Genomic DNA, 18,268 nt, shown 5'->3' on the forward strand with positions numbered 1-18,268 from the left:
GTACGGATGTATTTCGTCGGCGTGGACCTCGCATGGGCGGGCCGCAACCCCACCGGTGTGGCGGTGGTCGACGCGGACGGCGGGTTGGTCGACCTCGCCGCCGTGCGCGACGACGAGCAGGTGCTGGCCGCCCTGGCCCCGTACGTCCGCGGCGACTGCGTGGTCGCCTTCGACGCGCCGCTCGTGGTGACCAACCCCACCGGGCAGCGGCCCGCCGAGTCGGCGCTCAACCGCGACTTTCGCAGGTTCGAGGCCGGGGCCCACCCCGTCAACACCGGAAAACCCGAGTTCGCCGGCGGGCCCCGCGCGGCGCGGCTGGCCCGGGCGCTCGACCTCGACATGGACCCGCGATCGACGGCGGCGCGACGCGCCATCGAGGTCTACCCGCATGCGGCCACCGTGGTGCTCTTCCGGCTGGAACGGACGCTGAAATACAAGGCGAAGCCGGGCCGCGACGTCGGGCGGCTCCGCTCGGAGCTGCTACTGCTGATGGATGGCGTCGAGAGGCTGGCGCAGGCCGCGGTCGCGCTGCGCGTCGACGGCCACGAGGGCTGGGCCGAGCTGCGCCGACGGGCGGTCGCCGCGCAGCGGAAAAGCGACCTTCGCCGCGTCGAGGATCCCGTGGACGCGGTCGTCTGCGCGTATGTCGCGTTGTACGCACAGCGCCGCCCGGACCGCATCACCATCTACGGCGACTCCACCACCGGGCACATCGTGACGCCGACCCTGCAGCTCGACGCTTCGGGCGGCTAGATCTGTACCGGCCGCGGGTCGATCGGCGCGAGCACGTCGACGAGGTCGACCACCGTGGTCAGCGCCGCTGTGCGGGGATCCCGACCCTCGACCAGGGCCGATACCACCGAGCCGTCGACCGCGCAGATGAGAGTGCACACCAGTTCGATGTGCACCGACCGGCCCGATCGCTCCATGGCCTCGCCCACCGCCTCGGCGCGCTGGCGCAGGCTGCGGCGCATCGTCTCGCGCAGGGCCGGCAAGCGGGTGCACGCGATGTGTCGCTCGTACCGCGATATGAGCTGCTCGGCCAGGCCGGCCCCGGCCACGTCGCCCACCAGCAAATCCACCAGCACGTCGGCGGTGGTCTCCGGGCCGCGGCGCCGCCGAGACAACGCGGTGACCCGCGCCCGCAGTTGCGCGACTTCGATCATGGCGATGTGTTCGACGGCGCGGGCGATCAAATCGTCGAGCGACGAGAAGTAATACGTGGTAGAGGCCAGTGGCAGGCCGGCCCGCCGGGCGACAGCCCGGTGCCGCACCGCTTCGAAACCGCCTTCCGCGAGCAGCTCGGCGGCCGCGCTCACGAGCGCGTACCGCCGACGTTCCCCTTTTGGAGTAACCGCTGCAGTCACGAGTAGCCATGGTGCCAGCCAAAGTGGTACTGCATTGCCATTTTGGCCAAACGGCCCGCTAAAGCAACATGGCATGATGGCCCGCATGCCCGAGTTGAGCCGACGCGCCGTGCTTCGACTCGGCGTCGGCGCCGCGGCCGGCGCGGCCGGGGTATCCGCGCTCGACGTGCTGATACAGCCCCGGCCGTCACGGGCGGCGCCCGTCACTCCGGCCAACAGCCAGATGCCGCTAGTGCCCCCGCCGCTCGAGCCGGCTCCCCCGGCCCAGCCGGCGCCGACCATGGTGACCGGATCCTTCGTGTCCGCGGCGCGCGGGGGCATCAACACCAACTGGGCGATCGCCCGCCCACCGGGCCAGACCACGGCGCTGCGACCGGTGATCGCGCTGCACGGCAAAGGCAGCGACGCGGCCACGGTGATGGCCGGCGGCGTGGAGCAGGGCCTGGCCCAGGCCGTGGCCGCGGGGCTGCCACCGTTCGCTGTGGTCGCCGTCGACGGCGGCGGCAGCTATTGGCACAAGAGGACATCCGGCGAGGACAGCGGGGCCATGGTCCTCAATGAGCTGATCCCGATGCTGGGCGGGCAAAATCTGGACACTTCGCGGGTGGCATTCCTGGGCTGGTCGATGGGCGGGTACGGCGCGCTGCTCCTCGGCGGCCGGCTGGGACCCGCCCGCACCGCGGCGATCTGCGCGGTGAGCCCGGCGCTGTGGCTGTCGGCCGGCGCGGCGGCGCCCGGGGCCTTCGATAACCCGGACGACCTGGCAGCGAACTCCGTGTTCGGCATGCCCGCGTTGGCGTCCATCCCGATCCGAGTGGACTGCGGCGACAGCGACCCGTTCTACGCCGCGACGAAGCAGTTCGTCGCTCAGCTGCCCAACCCGCCCGCCGGTGGCTTTTCACCCGGCGGGCACAACCCGGCGTACTGGAGCTCGCAGTTGCCCGCCGAGCTGACCTGGATCGCACCGCTGCTCGCGGCCTAGTGTTTCCCGGCGCGCGTTACCCTCGCGGGCGTGACGACACCTTTCGATTGGAGCCTGCCCTACCCCTGGCCGCGCAAGCCGATGCTCGCGGCGAACGCGGTCTGCACCTCCCAGCCGCTCGCCGCCCAAGCCGGGCTTCGGATGTTGGCCCAAGGCGGCAACGCGGTGGACGCGGCCGTCGCCACCGCGATCACGTTGACGATCGTCGAACCGGTATCCAACGGGATCGGCTCGGACGCCTTTGCCATCGTGTGGGACGGCAACCGGTTGCACGGATTGAATGCGTCGGGCCGCTCACCGGCCGCCTGGACTCCGGACTACTTCGGGAGCGACGGCGTTCCCATGTTCGGGTGGAATTCGGTGACGGTGCCCGGGGCGGTCTCGGCGTGGGCGGAGTTGCACGCCAAGTTCGGCAAGCTGCCGTTCGAGAGGCTGTTCGAGCCGGCAATCTCTTACGGCCGCAACGGCTTCCTCGTTTCCCCGACGGTCGCCGGGCAGTGGGCGGCCCAGGTGCCCCTGTTCCGCGACCAACCGGGCTTCGCCGAGGCCTTCCTGCCCGGTGGCCGGGCGCCCAAACCCGGCGAGTTGTTCAGGTTTTCCGACCACGCCGCCACGCTGGAGAAGATCGCCGCGTCCGGCGGCGAGGAGTTCTACCGCGGCGAATTGGCCGAACGGCTCGAGGCGCACGCGCTCGCCAACGGCGGGGCGATGCGCGCGGGCGATCTGGCCGCCCATCGGGCCGACTGGGTCGGCACGATCGACGCGCCCTATCGCGGCTACACCGTCCATGAGATACCGCCCAACGGCCAGGGGATCGTGGCGCTCATCGCCCTGGGGATCCTGGAGCAGTTCGACATGGCGTCCCTGCCGGCCGACTCGGCCGACAGCGTGCACCTGCAGATCGAAGCAGTGAAGCTGGCCTTCGCCGACGCGCAGGCCTACGTCGCCGACATCGACCACATGTCGTTTCCGCCGGAACGGTTGCTGGACAAGGACTATCTGCAGCTGAGGGCGGCGCTCATCGATCAGAAGCGGGCCAAGCCGGCGTCCGCCGGCACCCCCGTTGGCGGGACCGTCTACCTCACGGCCGCCGACGCCGGCGGGATGATGGTGTCGATGATTCAGTCGAACTACATGGGATTCGGTTCCGGAGTGGTGGTGCCGGGCACCGGGATCTCGCTGCAGAACCGGGGTTCCCATTTCGGCTGCGAGGACGGGCATCCGAACTGCGTCGGGCCCAACAAACGCCCTTACCACACCATCATTCCGGGCTTCGTCACCAAGGACGGCGCCCCGGTGATGAGCTTTGGCGTGATGGGCGGGACCATGCAGCCGCAGGGCCACGTCCAGGTGATGGTCCGCATCGCCGACCACGGGCAGAATCCGCAGGCGGCCTGCGACGGCCCGCGGTTCCGCTGGGTGCAGGGCACGCAGGTCAGTTGCGAGCGGGGATTCCCAGCAGCCACGCTCGACGAGCTGACGCGGCGCGGGCACGAGCTGGTCACCGTCGACGACTACAACGAATTCGGCAGCTGCCAGGCCATCTGGCGCCTCGACGGCGGGTATCTCGCGGTGAGCGACCCACGCCGCGACGGACAGGCCGCCGTGTTCTAGACGCTGATCTTGCCTTCGGCCGCCGCGAGGCCGATGTCGCTGCGAAAGTGGCCGCCCGGCAACCGGATCGAGCCCAAGATCTCGTATGCCGCGGCGCGCGCGTCGGCCAGGTCGGCACCGGTGCCAACCACCGACAGCACCCGGCCACCCGACGAGACGATCTCGCCGTCCTCGCGCCGCGCGGTACCGGCGTGGAGGACGCCCTCGGCTTCCGAGCCGACGATGACGTCGCCGACCCTCGGGCGCCCCGGATAATTCTCGGCCGCCAGGACCACGGTGACGGCGGCACCATCACTCCAGCGCAGCTCACCGAATTCGGCCAGCGCGCCGGTGGCCGCGGCATACAGGAGTTGACCAAGCGGCGACTCCAGCAGGGCGAGCACGGCCTGGGTCTCCGGATCCCCGAAACGGCAGTTGAATTCGACCACGGCGGGCCCGTTAGCGGTGATCGCGAGCCCCACATAGAGCAGTCCGGAAAACGAGCAGCCGCGCCGAACAAGCTCGGCCGCAACGGGTTCGACTATGCCCTCGACGATGTGCCGGTGCAGGTCGTCGGGGAGCCACGGCAGCGGCGCGTAGGCACCCATGCCGCCGGTGTTGGGTCCGGTGTCGCCGTCGCCGACCCGTTTGAAGTCCTGAGCGGGCAGCAGCGGCACCACGGTGTGGCCGTCGACAACGCAGAACAGCGACACCTCAGGCCCGTCCAGGTAGGACTCCAGCAGCACTGGGTGGCCGGCCTCGAGCAGCCCGGCGGCGTGGGCGCGCGCCACCTCGCGGTCCGGGGTCACCACCACCCCCTTGCCGGCGGCGAGGCGGTCGTCCTTGACGACCCACGCCGGGTCGCCCGCGGGCGGGCCAAACCTGTCCAGCGCGGCATCGAGAAGCGCTGGACTGTCGACGATTTCACTGGTAGCGGTGCGCACGCCGGCCGCGCTCATGACGTCTTTGGCGAACGCTTTGGAACCCTCGATGCGGGCCGCGTCCGCGCTCGGCCCGAAGCAGGCGATGCCCGCGGCGCGCACGGCGTCGGCGACCCCCAGCACCAACGGCACCTCGGGACCGATGACCACCAGGTCGGCACGCAGGTCGCGCGCCAGGGCCGTGACCTCGTCGCCGGAGGTGATGTCGACGTCGCGTTGCTCCGCAAGCCGGCCGGTGCCGGCGTTGCCGGGGGCGATCGCCAGGCCGGTGACCTGGGGATCTCTGCGAAGCGCCAGCAGCAACGCGTGTTCACGGGCACCGGAGCCGATCACGAGGACTCGCACGAGAGGTCAGACTAGCCGGGCGAACGCGTCACGCCCACAGGAGTCGCCCTCAGAGGATCTTCTCGAGCAGGTGAGTAAGTTCCTTTTGTTGCGCGGCGGTGAGGCGGGCGAGACGCTCGGTGAATTCGTCCGACAGCACGGCGAGACCGTCCTTGGCGACCCGCCGACCGGACGCGCTGAGCCGAAGCCGATGCCGCCGTAGATCGGCGGGGTCGATCTCGCGGCGCACGAAGCCCGCCGCCTCGAGCCGTTTCAGGTACGCCGTCACGGTGGGCTTGGGCATGCTCAGCGTCGCCGCCAGTTCGGCGGGGTAGGGGTGGTCATCGATCTCGGCGAGCAGGAACAGCTCCTTCGACTCGATTCCCAGCGCACATATCCTGGGTTCCGCGCACACGATGACGGACAACAACACCCGATAGTTCAGGGACCAGATTCTGGCCGCGTCAGAGGTCACGAGTTGCCAAGTCGTTCAGGACTGAACTAGTTTAGATTCGAACAAACACATAACTGAACATATTAGCAGGAAGCGGTCATCATGCCCCTTGATCAATACGTCACGCTCGGACGTTCCGGCCTGCGCGTCAGCCCGCTGTGCCTGGGCGCCATGACATTCGGAGAGGACCTCGGCTGGGGCACCAGCGTCGAAGAATCGCAGCAGATCATCGATCGGTACATCGCGCTCGGCGGCAACTTCATCGACACCGCCAACTTCTACACCCGCAGCCATTCCGAGAAGATCATCGGCGACCATGTCGGGCGCCACCCCGCGCGGCGCGATCGCCTGGTCATCGCGACCAAGTTCAGCGGCAACCTCTATCCGGGAGACCCCAACGGCGGCGGGTCGGGACGCAAGTCGGTGATCAAGGCCTGCGAGAACTCGCTGCGGCGGCTGCAGACCGATTACATCGACCTGTACTGGATGCACATGTGGGACGCCAACACACCCATCGACGAGACGATGGCCGCCCTGGACGACCTGGTTCGGGCGGGCAAGGTGCGCTACCTCGGCGTCTCGGACACGCCGGCGTGGAAGATCGTCGAGGCGAACCTGATCGCGCGGTTCCGCGGCTGGACGTCGTTCGTCGGGCTGCAGATCGAGTACTCGCTACTCGAACGGACGGTGGAACAGGAGCTCGTCCCCATGGCGACGGGGTTCGGCCTGGGCATCACCCCGTGGTCGCCGCTGAAGGGCGGCGTGCTCAGCGGCAAGTACACCCGCAGCAACGACGGACGGCACAGCGCCGACCGGGGCGCGTTGGTCGAGAGCTTCCTCAACGAGCGGACGTACGCGGTCATCGACGAGCTGGAGGTCATCGCGAAGGCGCACGAGACGAATGTCGCCGCCGCGGCGCTGGCCTGGGTACACGCCCAGACCGCCGTGTCGTCCATCATCATCGGCGCGCGGCGGCTCTCGCAGCTCGACGACAACGTGCGCGCCGTCGACGTGGCCCTCACCACCGACGAGCTGAGCCGGCTCGACGCGCTGACCGCGCGGACGTTCGGATTCCCCGGCAACATGCTCGAGATGGCTCCCGGCATCATCAACGGCGGAACGACGGTGAACGGCGTCTCCACGACGACGTCGGAATACGTGATGCCGGAGGGCGTTCAGCCGTACTGATCGACCGGTCGGCTCGACCGGTCAGCCGACGCCCTGAAGCCTCGCGGCACTCCTGACGTCAATCAGGGTCGTCTTCGTTGGCGTCACCGTCGCGCAGGAGTCGTTCGGGGTGGTGGAACGTGTTGGTTCTGGGTTGGCCGTGGTCGAGATGTGGTGGCGGGATCCAGTCGGTCTGGCCGCGGGCGTTGGTGCGGGTGGTCCAGCCCTGTTCGGCGAACCGGTTATCGGGGCCGCAGGCCAGGGTGAGGTCGTCGATGTCGGTGCGCCGGGTGGCGGTCCAGCCCGTCACGTGGTGGACCTGGGTGTGGTAGGCCGGCGCGTCGCAGCCCGGTTTCGTGCAGCCACGATCCTTGGCGTAGAGCATGATCCGCTGCGCGGGCGAGGCCAACCGTTTCGTGTGATACAGCGCCAGAGACCTGCCCTGGTCGAAGATGGCCAGGTAATGATGCGCATGGCAGGCCCAGCGGATCACATCCGACATGGGCACCAGGGTGCCGCCGGCGGTCAGGGCCTTGCCGGTGGCGGCCTCGAGGTCCTGCAGGGTGGTGGTCACGACGATCGACACCGGTAGCCCGTTGTGTCGGCCCAACTCGCCCGAGGCGAGCAGCCCGCGCAGCCCGGCGAGCAATCCGTCATGGTTGCGCTGGGCCCCCGAGCGGCCGTCGCGTCGTACCGCCGCCTCGTCGGGTGTGGCATCGACCACCGGCGTCTCGTCGTCGGGGTTGCACGCCCCGGGCGCGGCGAGCTTGGCCAGCACGGCTTCGAGGGCGGCCCGCAACTCCGGGGTCACCAGGCCGCTCAGGCGCGACATGCCGTCGAAATCCTGCCGATCCAGGACGACGGCACGCTTGCGGGTGCGTTCGGCGTCGCTGAACTCTCCGTCGGGGTTGAGCCAATCCATGACGCGCTGGGCATATTTCGCCAACTCGTCGGGGCGGTACCCGGATGCCTTGGCGGCCAGGTCGGCGTCGGCGGCCTGGCGGGTCAACGCGTCCACCTCGGCGGGCGGGGCGCTGAAGAACCCGCGGATCACCTTCACGTGCCCGCCACCGAGCAGACCCTGACGTTGGGCGGCAGCCGTCGCGGTCAGCCGCGGCGCCAACGGCTCCCCGGTGATCGCCCGCCGCTGCCCAAGATCGTCGGCCTCGCCGATCCGCCGGCCCGCCTCGGCCTTACTGATCCGCAACCTATCGGCCAACGCCGAGCGCAGAGTTCCGCCCAGTTCCTCCCCATCGGCCCGCGCGCCCAGCTGATTGATCAGCGCGTGCTCGGGCGCGCGCAGCCGACGAGACGCGCGTTCCAGGCGTTCCAGGGCCCACAACCGATCCGGGGTGGTCAGCACGTCAAACGACAACCCACACAACCGATCCACCTCGGCATCGAACGCGTCGAAGGCCTCGACGATCTCCTCACGACCGCTCGCGCCCATGCCTCACACGCTACGATCACACTCACTCAAAACCGTCGTCGATGTGACCCTTGAAACTGCTGTGACACAAGGGATTTTGGGAGCCGGCGCCGACTCCGGGACTAACCGCGCTAGTTACCCGTCTCTCCCGAGTGCATCTTCAACGCGGCGTCCACGTTGGCCTTCTTGTCCTCGCCGGCGCCCCTCGCCGCGGCCTTCTCGCGCTTGGCGACCACGGCGCTCACGGCACCATTGAGGGTCGAGCCCAGCGGGAAGCCGAGGTAGTGGGTGAGGAAGACGGCCATCTCCTTGAGTTCGTCCTCGGTGAGTTCGCCGTTGAGCAACGCGGCGTTGATCTGGATCTCGGCCAGGTCGCGGTTACCGACGGCGGTCACGGCCGTCAGCGTCATGATGCGCTTGTCGCGCATGGAGAGTCCCGGCCGGGTCCAGATCGAGCCGAACAGGTGGTCCACGGTCAGGTCGAAGTAAGCGTCGCCCTCGACGTTGGGCATCTCCCAGCCGTAGACCTCGTTCATCTTCTCGAGGCCCTTGCGGCGCAATTCGTCCATTACGACTCTCCCTGCGTGTGCGGTACGCCCAGCGCGGCGGCCAACCGCTCAAAGGCCAACTGCGCGAGCGCCAAATCGACCGACAGGCTCTCCCCCAGCGCCAACGCCAGGCTCAGGTCCTTCTCGCCCAGACCACGCGTGTGCAGGAAGGGCTGGTAGAGGAAGTTGTCCGGGTCGAGCGGTTTCATGTCATCGCGGACCATGATCGCGCCGGGGCCGCCGGTAAGCGCATCGGTGTGTCGCACCACCCGCCCCAACGCCTGCAAGTCCAGGCCGGCGGCCTCGGCCAGCCTCATCGCCTCGCATGCCGCGGCGTACGAGGTGAACGTGAGCATGTTGCGCGCCAGCTTCATTCGCGTGCCCGCGCCCGGGCCGCCGGCGTGGATGACGAGCGATGCCCACTGCTTGAACACCGGCTTGATTCGCTCGTAGACCTCACGGCCGGCGCCCACCATGGTGGCGAGCTCGCCCTTCTCGGCAGCGCCGCCGCCGCCGCTGACCGGCGCGTCGACGACGTGGATGCCCCGGGGCCCGAGCGCGTCGGCCAGCTCGACGGCGGTGGTGTCGCTGATCGTCGAATGAATCGCGATCACCGTGCCGGGCTTGGCGTCCGCCGCCAGGTCACCGACCACCTCGCGCACCTGCGCGTCGTCGAGAACGGTCACGCTGATGATGTCGGCGGCGGCGACGCCGGCCACGCTGTCGGCCACCGTCGCCCCCGCCTCGGCGAACGGCGTCATGGCCTCGGCCCGCACGTCGAAGACCGTCAGGCCGCCTGGCCAGCCGACCAGCCGCTTGGCCACCGGGGCACCCATGTTGCCCAGGCCGATGTAACCGAGGTGCACGTCAGTCATGATCGGATGATCTGTCCGCCGTCGACGTTGAAGATCTGGCCGGTGATCCACGACGCCTCGTCGGACAGCAGAAACAGGCACATACCGACGAGGTCTTCGGGGGTTCCCATGCGGGACAACGGAAGTCCCTTGACGATGTCCTGAACGATCTCCTGCGGGGTGGTGGTCCGGTTGGCCTCGGTGTCGATGGGTCCGGGCGCGATCGCATTGATCCGGATGTTCTGGCCGCCCAGTTCGCGCGACAGCTGCTGGGTCAGGCCGTTGAGACCCACCTTGGCCAGCCCGTAGAAATTCGAGTACAGCCAAGCGGCGGTTGACGACTGGTTGACGATCGCGCCGCCGCCGCGCTTAGCCATCTTCTTGTACACCGCGCGCGTGCACCACAACGCGCCGTCGAGATTGACGCTCATGAACTTCTTGTAATACTCGGGGTCGACCGTGAGCAGGAAGTCCAGCTTCATGCCCCCGAATATCGCCGCGTTGTTCACCAGGTAGTCGATGCCGCCGAACTCGGCCAGCGTGCGATCGGCCATCGCCTTGGCCGACGCGGGGTCGGACACGTCGACCGCGACGCCCAGCGCGGTGCCGCCGTCGGCCGCGATCTGCTTGGCCACCCCCTCGGCCGCCTCGGCCTTGATGTCGGCGACGACGACGGCCGCGCCCTCGCGCGCCAGCGCCTCGGCGTAGGCCTGGCCGATGCCGCCACCCGATCCGGTGATGATCGCGACCTTGTTCTCGAATCGCATGCTCTCAAGCTCCCCTAATCAAATCGCCGTAGCAATCGCCTTGGTCTCTAGGTACTCCTCGAAACCCGCCAGGCCCATCTCTCGACCGTTCCCGGACTGCTTGTAGCCACCGAAGGGTGTGTCGGCCGAATACCAGACGCCGCCGTTGACGTTGATCGTGCCCGCGCGCAACCGCGCGGCAACCCTCGCGGCCCTGTCCGGGTCGGCGCCGAATACGGTGCCCGACAAACCGTATGGCGAGTCGTTGGCGATGCGGACGGCGTCGTCGTCACCGTCGTGCGGAATCACCGTCAGCACCGGGCCGAAGATCTCCTCACGCGCGCAGCGGGCGTCGTTACCCAGGCCCGCGATCACGGTGGGCTCGATGAAGAAGCCGACATCCCGGTCGACCGGCCGCCCGCCTCCACATGCGAACGTCCCACCCTCGTCGATCGCCGAATCGAGGTAGTCCTGGATCCGGTCGCGCTGACGCGCCGAAATCACCGGTCCACAAATGGTTCCGGGATCGGCGGGGTCGCCGGCCTTGATGCCGCCCACGGTCGCGGCCGCGATGGCGACGGCTTCGTCGTACTTCGCGCGCGGCACCACCAGCCGCGTGGTGATCGCGCAGCCTTGCCCGGCGTGCATGCAGACCGAGAACCCAGCCACGCCCACCGCGCCACCCAAGTCCGCGTCGTCCAGGACGATGAACGCCGACTTCCCACCCAATTCGAGGAAGACCCGCTTGATGGTGGCGGCACCGTCGGCCATCACGCTGCGACCGGTTGCGGTCGAGCCCGTGAACGAAATCATGTCCACACGAGGGTCTTTGGCCAGCAGCGCGCCCACACCGTGGTCGCTGGACGTGACGATGTTGACCACTCCGGCCGGGAAGTCGGTGTGCTCGGCGATGAGTTCGCCGAGCACCGCGGCGCACCAGGGCGTGTCGGGCGCCGGCTTGAGGACGACCGTGTTTCCGGCGGCCAGCGCGGGCCCGATCTTGGCGAGGTTGATCTGATGGGGGAAGTTCCACGGCGTGATGGCGCCGACGACACCGACGGCCTCACGGGCGATCGTGCGCAGGGTGCGGATACCCATCGGGGACGCCTCGCCCAGATCCTGGTTGTAGTCGTACGATTCGGCGGTCTTCGCGGCGAACTCCAGGTCGTTGACCGGGATTTCCAGCTGAGCGATGCTGGTGAGCATTCTCGGCGCGCCGACCTCGGCGATGGTCAGGTCGCGCAGCTCTTCGAGGTGCCGCTGCATCGCCTCACGCAGCTGCCGCACGCAAAGTACCCGCAAGCCGGTGTTGCGCGACCAGTCGGTCTCGTCGAAGGCGCGCCGCGCCGCGTCGATGGCGCGGTCCATGTCGTCGGCGCCGGCGTCGGCGGCAACGCCGAGCACTTCCTCGGTTGCCGGGTTGATCGTCTGGAAGGTTCCCGCACTTCCGGGCGACAACTTGCCGTCGATGAACAATTCACTCACGCCGTCGGCCAACAGGGTTTTCTGGGCCATTTCCGCTCCCGCCTATGGACTCGCAACATGGGTGCAACCGGAAGTAGACAGCTGTCCGATATTGCCCCTGGCACCATAGCCTTCGCGGGATCGCTGGTGCAAGGGCCTGCCGAGCCGATACCCCCAATCTGGCCCGAAAATACCCTTTATTTCGCATGTTTGCGGCACGATCTTGCCTCGCGCCACGGCCATCGGATAGCTTTGGACATGTGTCCAGCGACGCTCTGGTAGCGATCACGTCCGCGGCCGATCACCAAACCGGTCACGCGCCGCGCAACCGACGCCAAGAGGAGACTTTCCGCAAGGTGTTGGCCGCCGGCATCGAAACCCTGCGCGAAAAGTCCTACGCCGAGCTGACCGTGCGCGCGGTCGCCGCCCGCGCCAAAGTGGCGCCCGCCACCGCGTACACGTACTTCTCATCGAAGAACCATCTGATCGCCGAGGTGTATCTCGACCTGGTGCGGCAGGTGCCCTACTTCACCGACGTCAACGACCCGATGCCCACCCGGGTGGAACAGGTGGTGCGCCATCTGACCCTGGTGGTCGCCGACGAGCCCGAGGTCGGCGCCGCGTGCACCGCGGCGTTGCTCGGCGGCGGCGCCGACCCGGCGGTCCGGGCCGCACGCGACCGGATCGGTGCGGAGATCCATCGGCGCATCGCCTCGGCCATCGGGCCGGGGGCCAATCCGGCCACCGTTTCCGCCCTGGAGATGGCCTTCTTCGGCGCGCTGGTACAGGCCGGCAGTGGTCAATTCACCTACCGAGAGATCGCGGACCGGCTGACCTTCGTGGTGCGGCTGATCCTGACGGGCGCCGGCGAGACGGGCGAGCAAGCAGACGGGGCCCGACGATGACGGTGCATGTCGACGGCCACGAAGTGGTCCTGGATCCCTACGACTACCACTTCCACGAGAACCCCTACCCCTACTACCAGCGGCTGCGCGACGAGGCCCCGCTGTATCGGAACGAGAACCTCAAATTCTGGGCGCTGTCGCGCCACCGCGACGTCCTGCAGGGCTTCCGGAACAGCACCACGCTGTCCAACAAGTACGGCGTCTCGCTGGATCCCGCATCGCGGGGCCCGCACGCGAGCAAGACGATGTCGTTTCTGGCGATGGACGATCCCGCGCATCTGCGGCTGCGCACATTGGTCTCGCGCGGCTTCACCCCGCGCCGGATTCGGGAACTCGAGCCCAGTGTCGCCGAGATCGCGGTCCGCCACCTCGACACCATGCTGGCGAAGGCACGGGACGGCGCCGGCAACTGTGTCGACTATGTCGACGAGTTCGCCGGGAAGCTGCCCATGGACGTCATCTCCGAATTGATGGGGGTGCCAGAGCCGGATCGGGTGCAGGTGCGGGCCTGGGCCGACGCCGTCATGCACCGCGAGGAGGGTGTCACCGACGTGCCGCCCGAGGCGATCGAGGCCTCCCTCAACCTTATCGTCTACTACCAGGAGATGGTGGCCGAGCGCCGCAAGAAGCCCGCCGACGATCTGACCACCGCGCTGCTCGATGCCGAGATCGACGGCGATCGCCTCACGGACGACGAAGTGCTCGGGTTCATGTTCCTGATGGTGATCGCCGGAAACGAGACGACGACCAAACTCCTTGCCAATGCCGCGTTCTGGGGGCACAAGAACCCCGACCAACTGACGTCGGTCTATGCCGATCTGTCCCGGGTGCCGCTGTGGGTCGAGGAGACGCTCCGTTACGACACGTCCAGCCAGATCCTGGCGCGGACCGTGTCCGGAAACCTCACGTTGTACGACACCACGATCCCCGAGGGTGACGTCCTGTTGCTGTTGCCCGGTTCGGCGCACCGCGACGAGCGGGTGTTCGCGAGCCCCGACGAGTACCAGATCGGCCGTGAGATCGGCCCCAACCTGTTGAGTTTCGGCAGCGGCGCGCATTTCTGCCTGGGCGCACACCTCGCCCGGATGGAGGCGCGCGTGGCGCTGACCGAATTGTTCAGGCGAATCCGCGGATACGAGGTGGACGAGGCCAACGCCGTCCGCGTCCACTCCAGCAATGTCCGCGGATTCGCCCATTTACCCATGAGCGTGGAGGTCCGCTGAATGCCCCGCTTCGATCCCCTGCCCGAACGCCGACCGGCGATCGTGGCCGGCGCCTCTTCCGGCATCGGAGAGGCCACCGCGATCGAGCTTGCAGCGCACGGTTTTCCGGTCGCCCTGGGCGCCCGCCGGGTCGAGAAGCTCAACGACATCGTCGGCAAGATCAACGCGAACGGAGGCGAAGCGGTCGGGTTCCACCTCGATGTGACCGATCCCAACTCGGTGAAAGCCTTTGTGGCGCAATCGGTCGATGCGCTCGGCGAGATCGAAGTACTGGTGGCCGGCGCCGGTGACACCTACTTCGGGAAGCTCGCCGAGATCACAGGCGACGAGTTCGAGTCCCAGCTGCAGATCCACCTGGTCGGCGCCTACCGGCTGGCCGCCGCGGTGCTGCCGGGAATGCTCGACAGGCAGCGGGGCGACCTGATCTTCGTCGGCTCCGACGTGGCTCTGCGGCAGCGGCCGCACATGGGCGCCTACGGCGCGGCGAAGGCCGCGCTGGTCGCGATGGTCACCAACTTCCAGATGGAACTCGAGGGCACCGGCGTGCGCGCTTCGATCGTGCACCCCGGACCGACCAAGACATCGATGGGCTGGAGCCTGCCGGCCGAGAAAATCGGACCGGCGCTGCAAGACTGGGCCAAGTGGGGTCAGGCGCGCCACGACTACTTCCTGCGGGCCGCTGACCTGGCACGAGCGATCACGTTCGTGGCTGAGACACCGCGCGGCGGCTTCATCGCGAACATGGAGCTCCAGCCCGAGGCCCCGTTGGCCGACAACAAACAGCGCCAGAAGCTCGCTCTCGGCGAAGAGGGGATGCCGTCATGACCTCTATCGCGGTCGTTCCGCGGGTGTCCGGCGGCGAAGAGGAGCACGGCCATCTCGAGGAGTTCCGCGCCGACCCGATCGGCCTGATGAAGCGGGTGCGCGAGGAATGCGGCGACGTCGGCTGGTTCCAACTGGTCGACAAGCACGTGATCCTGCTGTCCGGCGCGAACGCCAACGAGTTCTTCTTCCGTTCCGCGGACGAGGATCTGGATCAGGCCGAGGCCTACCCGTTCATGACACCCATCTTCGGCAAGGGGGTGGTGTTCGACGCCAGCCCCGAGCGGCGCAAGGAGATGCTGCACAATTCGGCGCTGCGCGGCGAGCAGATGAAGGGCCACGCCGCCACCATCGAGGGCGAAGTCAAGAAGATGATCGCCGGCTGGGGCGACGAGGGCGAGATCGAGCTGCTTGACTTCTTCGCCGAGCTGACCATCTACACCTCGACTGCCTGCCTGATCGGGTTGAAGTTCCGCGAACAGCTCGACCACCGATTCGCCGAATACTACCACATGCTCGAGCGCGGTACCGACCCGCTGTGCTACGTCGACCCATACCTGCCGATCGAAAGCTTCCGCCTTCGCGACGAGGCACGGGTGAAGCTGGTGGCGTTGGTTCAGGAAATCATGGATCAGCGAATCGCCGACCCGCCCAAAGACAAGGGCGACCGCGACATGCTCGACGTGCTCGTGTCGATCAAAGACGAGGACGGCAACCCCCGCTTCTCCGCGGACGAGGTCACCGGCATGTTCATCTCGCTGATGTTCGCCGGGCACCACACCAGCTCGGGGACCTCGGCGTGGACGCTGATCGAGCTGATCCGCCACCCCGAGGCGTACGCCGAGGTGCTGGCCGAGCTGGACGAGCTGTACGCCGACGGCCAGGAGGTGAGCTTCCACGCGCTGCGGTCGATCCCGAAGCTGGACAACGTGGTCAAGGAGACGCTGCGCCTGCACCCGCCGCTGATCATCCTCATGCGGGTGGCACAGGGCGAGTTCGAGGTCGAGGGATTCCCGATCCACAAGGGCGACTACGTTGCCGCATCCCCGGCGATCAGCAACCGGATCCCCGAGGACTTCCCCGATCCCGACGCCTTCAAGCCCGAACGGTACAACAAGCCCGAGCAGGCCGACATCGTCAACCGCTGGACTTGGATACCGTTCGGCGCGGGCCGGCATCGTTGCGTGGGGGCCGCGTTCGCCCAGATGCAGATCAAGGCGATCTTCTCGGTGTTGTTGCGCGAGTACGAATTCGAGATGGCGCAGCCCGCCGACAGCTACCACAACGATCACTCGAAAATGGTGGTGCAGCTGGCCCGACCCGCCAAAGCCCGGTACCGCAGGCGCACCCCGCGGGGCTCGGCATGACGTTCCGCATCGAAGCCGACCTGGACCTGTGCCAGGGACACGCCATGTGCGAACTGGAGGCGCCGGACTACTTCCGGGTGCCCAAGCGGGGCAAGGTCGAGATCATCGACCCCGAACCGCCCGAAGACGCCCGCGACGAAGTCGAGCGCGCGGTCGAGATGTGCCCCACGCAGGCACTGTTCCTCAAACAGGCACCGTCCATCGAACAGAAGGAAGACTGACATGGCGTCACGCGAGGAACTGGAGGCGTGGGTCGACCGCTGGCTGCAGGCCAACAAGGACTGCGAAAAGGCCGGCGACTGGCGGCCGTTGGCGGACTTCTACACCCCGGACGCCACCTACGGCTGGAACATCGGCCCCAAGGAGGACGTGATGTGCGTGGGCGTCGACGAGATCCGCGACATCGCCCTCGGCCTCGAGATGGAGGGCCTGGAGAACTGGGTGTACGAGTACCAGAAGGTGCTCATCGACGAGAAGCAGGGCGAGGTCGTCGGCTTCTGGAAGCAGATCGTCAACAAGTCCGACGGCACCCAGGGCGAGATCTACGGCATCGGCGGCAGCTGGTTCCGCCTCAACACCGACAACCTCATCGAGTGGCAGCGGGACTTCTTCGACTTCGGTCACGTCGCGAAGATGTTCGCGACGCTGATCGAGTCGGGCGACCTGAGCCCCGGCATGCAGAAGCGGATCGAGCGCAGTGTCGCCGGCGAGAAACTGCCCGGCTACTACCCGCTCGGGCAGACCCCGGTGCCGATCTGGTGAGCCGGCACCGCATTGCTGGGACCTCGGCCTGGCAACCAACCAAGCATTTGATTCGTCGCACGCGCTATGCTGACGCGACAAGGGTGCCTGTGGCACTCGTCACTACACCTGCCGGGCATGACGGGCCCCGGCAGTCTCAATTCAAAGGCGAAATGGGGTCAGGTCCAACGTGAAGACAAAAGGCGCACTGATCTGGGAGTTCAACCAGCCGTGGTCCATCGAGGAAATCGAGATCGGCGACCCGCAAGCGCATGAGGTCAAGATCCAGATGGAAGCGGCGGGCATGTGCCACTCCGACCACCACCTGGTGACCGGCGGCATCCCGATGGCCGGTTTCCCCGTGCTCGGCGGCCACGAGGGTGCCGGCATCGTCACCGAGGTCGGCCCCGGCGTGGAAGACATCGCCCCGGGTGACCACGTCGTCCTGTCCTTCATCCCGTCCTGCGGGCAATGCGCGACCTGCCAGGCCGGCATGCGCAACCTGTGCGACCTCGGGGCCGGCCTACTCGGCGGCGCCGCAGTCTCCGACGGCACGTTCCGGATCCAGGCCCGCGGCCAGAACGTCTTCCCCATGACGTTGCTGGGCACCTTCTCGCCGTACATGGTCGTGCACCGCAGCTCGGTGGTGAAGATCGACCCCGCAGTCCCGTTCGAGGTAGCCGCTCTCGTCGGCTGCGGCGTGACCACCGGATACGGTTCAGCGGTCCGCACCGCCGACATCCGTCCCGGCCAGGACGTCGCGATCGTCGGCGTCGGCGGCGTCGGCATGGCCGCGCTGCAGGGCGCGGTCAATGCCGGCGCCCGCTACATCTTCGCGATCGACCCGGTCGAGTGGAAGCGCGACCAGGCCCTGAAGTTCGGCGCCACCCACGTCTACCCCGACATCAATGCGGCGCTGATGGGCATCGCCGAGGTCACCTACGGCCTGATGGCCCACAAGGTGGTGGTCACCGTCGGCGAGCTGCACGGCGCCGACGTCGACAACTACCTCAACATCACCCAGAAGGGCGGCACCTGCGTGCTGACCGCCATCGGGAGCCTGCTCGACACCAACGTGAACCTGAACCTGGCCATGCTCACCCTCATGCAGAAGAACCTGCAGGGCACCATCTTCGGCGGCGGCAACCCGCAGTACGACATCCCGCAGCTGCTCTCGATGTACACGGCCGGCAAGCTGAACCTGGACGACATGGTCACCACCCAGTACCGCCTCGAGCAGATCAACGAGGGCTACCAGGACATGCTGAGCGGCAAGAACATTCGCGGGGTCATCCGCTATACAGACGCCGACCGGTAGGCGCACCCGCGCGGCGAGGTCAA

Annotated in this window: 18 protein-coding genes and 1 pseudogene; 11 read left to right on the top strand and 8 right to left on the bottom strand. The window is 67.8% G+C overall.

Annotated elements, in window-relative coordinates; all coding sequences use genetic code 11:
* Positions 1-6 precede the first annotated feature (6 nt).
* Positions 7-793 (top strand): annotated as a pseudogene (locus SKC42_RS01550) (DUF429 domain-containing protein); the annotation flags it as partial.
* On the opposite strand, the gene SKC42_RS01555 reads toward SKC42_RS01550, so the two are convergent.
* The gene (locus SKC42_RS01555) at positions 750-1,367 is read right to left on the bottom strand and encodes a TetR/AcrR family transcriptional regulator (RefSeq protein WP_442931932.1); all 618 of its coding nucleotides are present in this window, start codon (positions 1,365-1,367) and stop codon (positions 750-752) included. The pseudogene SKC42_RS01550 and the gene SKC42_RS01555 sit on opposite strands and share 44 nt — an antisense overlap.
* 73 nt (positions 1,368-1,440) lie before the next feature.
* Between SKC42_RS01555 and SKC42_RS01560 the strand changes: the two genes are divergently transcribed.
* Both SKC42_RS01560 and SKC42_RS01565 read left to right on the top strand, forming a co-directional pair.
* Positions 1,441-2,349, top strand: coding sequence for an alpha/beta hydrolase-fold protein (locus SKC42_RS01560; RefSeq protein WP_330962551.1), 909 nt, complete (start codon positions 1,441-1,443; stop codon positions 2,347-2,349).
* A 30-nt stretch (positions 2,350-2,379) separates the two neighbouring features.
* The gene (locus SKC42_RS01565; protein ID WP_442931933.1) at positions 2,380-3,963 is read left to right on the top strand and encodes a gamma-glutamyltransferase family protein; all 1,584 of its coding nucleotides are present in this window, start codon (positions 2,380-2,382) and stop codon (positions 3,961-3,963) included.
* Here SKC42_RS01565 and purD read toward each other — a convergent pair.
* Together purD and SKC42_RS01575 are read right to left on the bottom strand one after the other, a co-directional pair.
* A complete protein-coding gene (gene purD / locus SKC42_RS01570) occupies positions 3,960-5,228 on the bottom strand; it encodes a phosphoribosylamine--glycine ligase (RefSeq protein ID WP_330962552.1) in 1,269 nt (422 codons plus the stop codon). The two genes, SKC42_RS01565 and purD, sit on opposite strands and share 4 nt — an antisense overlap.
* A 49-nt stretch (positions 5,229-5,277) precedes the next feature.
* Complete coding sequence (locus tag SKC42_RS01575) at positions 5,278-5,682, bottom strand: MarR family winged helix-turn-helix transcriptional regulator (RefSeq protein WP_330962553.1); 405 nt, start codon at positions 5,680-5,682, stop codon at positions 5,278-5,280.
* 81 nt (positions 5,683-5,763) lie between these two features.
* On the opposite strand from SKC42_RS01575, the gene SKC42_RS01580 reads away from it, so the two are divergent.
* Complete coding sequence (locus tag SKC42_RS01580; RefSeq protein WP_330962554.1) at positions 5,764-6,849, top strand: aldo/keto reductase; 1,086 nt, start codon at positions 5,764-5,766, stop codon at positions 6,847-6,849.
* A 58-nt stretch (positions 6,850-6,907) separates the two neighbouring features.
* On the opposite strand, the gene SKC42_RS01585 is transcribed toward SKC42_RS01580, so the two are convergent.
* The 5 genes from SKC42_RS01585 to SKC42_RS01605 form a co-directional block, all read right to left on the bottom strand.
* Entirely contained in the window at positions 6,908-8,278 is a 1,371-nt protein-coding gene (locus SKC42_RS01585) for an HNH endonuclease signature motif containing protein (protein WP_330962555.1), read from the bottom strand.
* Positions 8,279-8,388: 110 nt separating this feature from the next.
* Positions 8,389-8,826: a carboxymuconolactone decarboxylase family protein gene (locus SKC42_RS01590; protein ID WP_330962556.1), complete on the bottom strand. Its 438-nt coding sequence runs from the start codon at positions 8,824-8,826 to the stop codon at positions 8,389-8,391.
* The gene (locus SKC42_RS01595) at positions 8,826-9,680 is read right to left on the bottom strand and encodes an NAD(P)-dependent oxidoreductase (RefSeq protein WP_330962557.1); all 855 of its coding nucleotides are present in this window, start codon (positions 9,678-9,680) and stop codon (positions 8,826-8,828) included. The genes SKC42_RS01590 and SKC42_RS01595 overlap by 1 nt, the downstream gene beginning before the upstream one ends.
* Positions 9,677-10,426 carry an SDR family oxidoreductase gene (locus SKC42_RS01600; RefSeq protein WP_330962558.1) on the bottom strand — a complete coding sequence of 250 codons (750 nt, stop codon included), beginning with the start codon at positions 10,424-10,426 and terminating at the stop codon, positions 9,677-9,679. Before SKC42_RS01600 ends, SKC42_RS01595 begins: the two co-directional genes overlap by 4 nt.
* Positions 10,427-10,444: 18 nt before the next feature.
* Entirely contained in the window at positions 10,445-11,920 is a 1,476-nt protein-coding gene (locus SKC42_RS01605) for an aldehyde dehydrogenase (RefSeq protein ID WP_330962559.1), read from the bottom strand.
* A 209-nt stretch (positions 11,921-12,129) separates the two neighbouring features.
* On the opposite strand from SKC42_RS01605, the gene SKC42_RS01610 reads away from it, so the two are divergent.
* The 7 genes from SKC42_RS01610 (at position 12,130) to SKC42_RS01640 (ending at position 18,245) form a co-directional block, all read left to right on the top strand.
* Positions 12,130-12,774: a TetR/AcrR family transcriptional regulator gene (locus tag SKC42_RS01610; RefSeq protein WP_330962560.1), complete on the top strand. Its 645-nt coding sequence runs from the start codon at positions 12,130-12,132 to the stop codon at positions 12,772-12,774.
* Positions 12,771-13,997, top strand: a complete 1,227-nt coding sequence (locus SKC42_RS01615; RefSeq protein WP_330962561.1) for a cytochrome P450 — start codon at positions 12,771-12,773, stop codon at positions 13,995-13,997. The genes SKC42_RS01610 and SKC42_RS01615 overlap by 4 nt, the downstream gene beginning before the upstream one ends.
* Positions 13,998-14,822, top strand: a complete 825-nt coding sequence (locus SKC42_RS01620) for an SDR family oxidoreductase (protein ID WP_330962562.1) — start codon at positions 13,998-14,000, stop codon at positions 14,820-14,822.
* Positions 14,819-16,186: a cytochrome P450 gene (locus SKC42_RS01625; protein ID WP_330962563.1), complete on the top strand. Its 1,368-nt coding sequence runs from the start codon at positions 14,819-14,821 to the stop codon at positions 16,184-16,186. Before SKC42_RS01620 ends, SKC42_RS01625 begins: the two co-directional genes overlap by 4 nt.
* Positions 16,183-16,407, top strand: a complete 225-nt coding sequence (locus SKC42_RS01630) for a ferredoxin (protein ID WP_330962564.1) — start codon at positions 16,183-16,185, stop codon at positions 16,405-16,407. The genes SKC42_RS01625 and SKC42_RS01630 overlap by 4 nt, the downstream gene beginning before the upstream one ends.
* Before the next feature lies 1 nt (position 16,408).
* Complete coding sequence (locus tag SKC42_RS01635; RefSeq protein WP_330962565.1) at positions 16,409-16,948, top strand: nuclear transport factor 2 family protein; 540 nt, start codon at positions 16,409-16,411, stop codon at positions 16,946-16,948.
* 169 nt (positions 16,949-17,117) lie between these two features.
* On the top strand, positions 17,118-18,245 hold the full coding sequence (locus tag SKC42_RS01640) for an NDMA-dependent alcohol dehydrogenase (RefSeq protein WP_330962566.1): 1,128 nt from the start codon (positions 17,118-17,120) through the stop codon (positions 18,243-18,245).
* Positions 18,246-18,268: the final 23 nt, after the last annotated feature.

This window comes from Mycobacterium sp. 050134 (assembly GCF_036409085.1).
In the GTDB taxonomy this organism is placed as follows: domain Bacteria; phylum Actinomycetota; class Actinomycetes; order Mycobacteriales; family Mycobacteriaceae; genus Mycobacterium.

Bases quoted from the DNA above. Each gene is read 5' to 3' on its own strand.
- SKC42_RS01560 (WP_330962551.1), top strand. From the start codon at position 1,441: ATGATGGCCCGCATGCCCGAGTTGAGCCGACGCGCCGTGCTTCGACTC.
- SKC42_RS01635 (WP_330962565.1), top strand. From the start codon at position 16,409: ATGGCGTCACGCGAGGAACTGGAGGCGTGGGTCGACCGCTGGCTGCAG.
- SKC42_RS01580 (WP_330962554.1), top strand. From the start codon at position 5,764: ATGCCCCTTGATCAATACGTCACGCTCGGACGTTCCGGCCTGCGCGTC.
- SKC42_RS01585 (WP_330962555.1), bottom strand. From the start codon at position 8,278: ATGGGCGCGAGCGGTCGTGAGGAGATCGTCGAGGCCTTCGACGCGTTC.
- SKC42_RS01600 (WP_330962558.1), bottom strand. From the start codon at position 10,426: ATGCGATTCGAGAACAAGGTCGCGATCATCACCGGATCGGGTGGCGGC.
- SKC42_RS01630 (WP_330962564.1), top strand. From the start codon at position 16,183: ATGACGTTCCGCATCGAAGCCGACCTGGACCTGTGCCAGGGACACGCC.
- SKC42_RS01595 (WP_330962557.1), bottom strand. From the start codon at position 9,680: ATGACTGACGTGCACCTCGGTTACATCGGCCTGGGCAACATGGGTGCC.
- SKC42_RS01620 (WP_330962562.1), top strand. From the start codon at position 13,998: ATGCCCCGCTTCGATCCCCTGCCCGAACGCCGACCGGCGATCGTGGCC.
- SKC42_RS01590 (WP_330962556.1), bottom strand. From the start codon at position 8,826: ATGGACGAATTGCGCCGCAAGGGCCTCGAGAAGATGAACGAGGTCTAC.
- SKC42_RS01615 (WP_330962561.1), top strand. From the start codon at position 12,771: ATGACGGTGCATGTCGACGGCCACGAAGTGGTCCTGGATCCCTACGAC.
- SKC42_RS01605 (WP_330962559.1), bottom strand. From the start codon at position 11,920: ATGGCCCAGAAAACCCTGTTGGCCGACGGCGTGAGTGAATTGTTCATC.
- SKC42_RS01625 (WP_330962563.1), top strand. From the start codon at position 14,819: ATGACCTCTATCGCGGTCGTTCCGCGGGTGTCCGGCGGCGAAGAGGAG.